1 protein-coding gene is annotated in these 513 nt (G+C 62.2%); it reads left to right on the top strand.

Annotated features, from left to right (window positions below):
* A partial coding sequence (locus V9L21_RS26360) for a superoxide dismutase (RefSeq protein WP_337315724.1) occupies window positions 1-513 on the top strand: 513 nt, incomplete at its 5' end.

The raw sequence follows: 513 nt of genomic DNA, 5'->3' as shown, positions 1-513 counted from the left end.
CTCGAGTACCACTACGGCAAGCACCACAACGCCTACGTGGTGAACCTGAACAACCTGCAAAAGGGCACCGAGTTCGAATCGATGACGCTCGAGGAGATCGTCAAGAAGTCCAGCGGCGGCATCTACAACAACGCCGCCCAGATCTGGAACCACACCTTCTTCTGGAACTGCATGAAGCCCCAGGGCGGCGGTGCTCCCACCGGCGCGCTGGCCAAGGCCATCGATGCCAAGTGGGGCAGCTACGACGCCTTCAAAGAAGCGTTCGTGAAGTCGGCCGTGGGCAACTTCGGCTCGGGCTGGACGTGGCTGGTGAAGAAGGCCGACGGCTCGGTGGACATCGTGAACATGGGCGCTGCCGGCACGCCGCTGACCACGGGCGACACCCCGGTGCTGACGGTGGACGTGTGGGAACACGCCTATTACATCGACTACCGCAACCTGCGCCCGAAGTTCGTCGAGACCTTCCTGGCCAAGCTGGTGAACTGGGACTTCGCGGCCAAGAACTTCGGCTGA

Source organism: Variovorax sp. CCNWLW235 (assembly GCF_037204085.1).
Classification (GTDB): Bacteria; Pseudomonadota; Gammaproteobacteria; order Burkholderiales; family Burkholderiaceae_C; genus Variovorax.
Note: the sequence above shows the minus strand (reverse complement) of the source record. Positions and strands in the feature narration are given on the sequence as shown.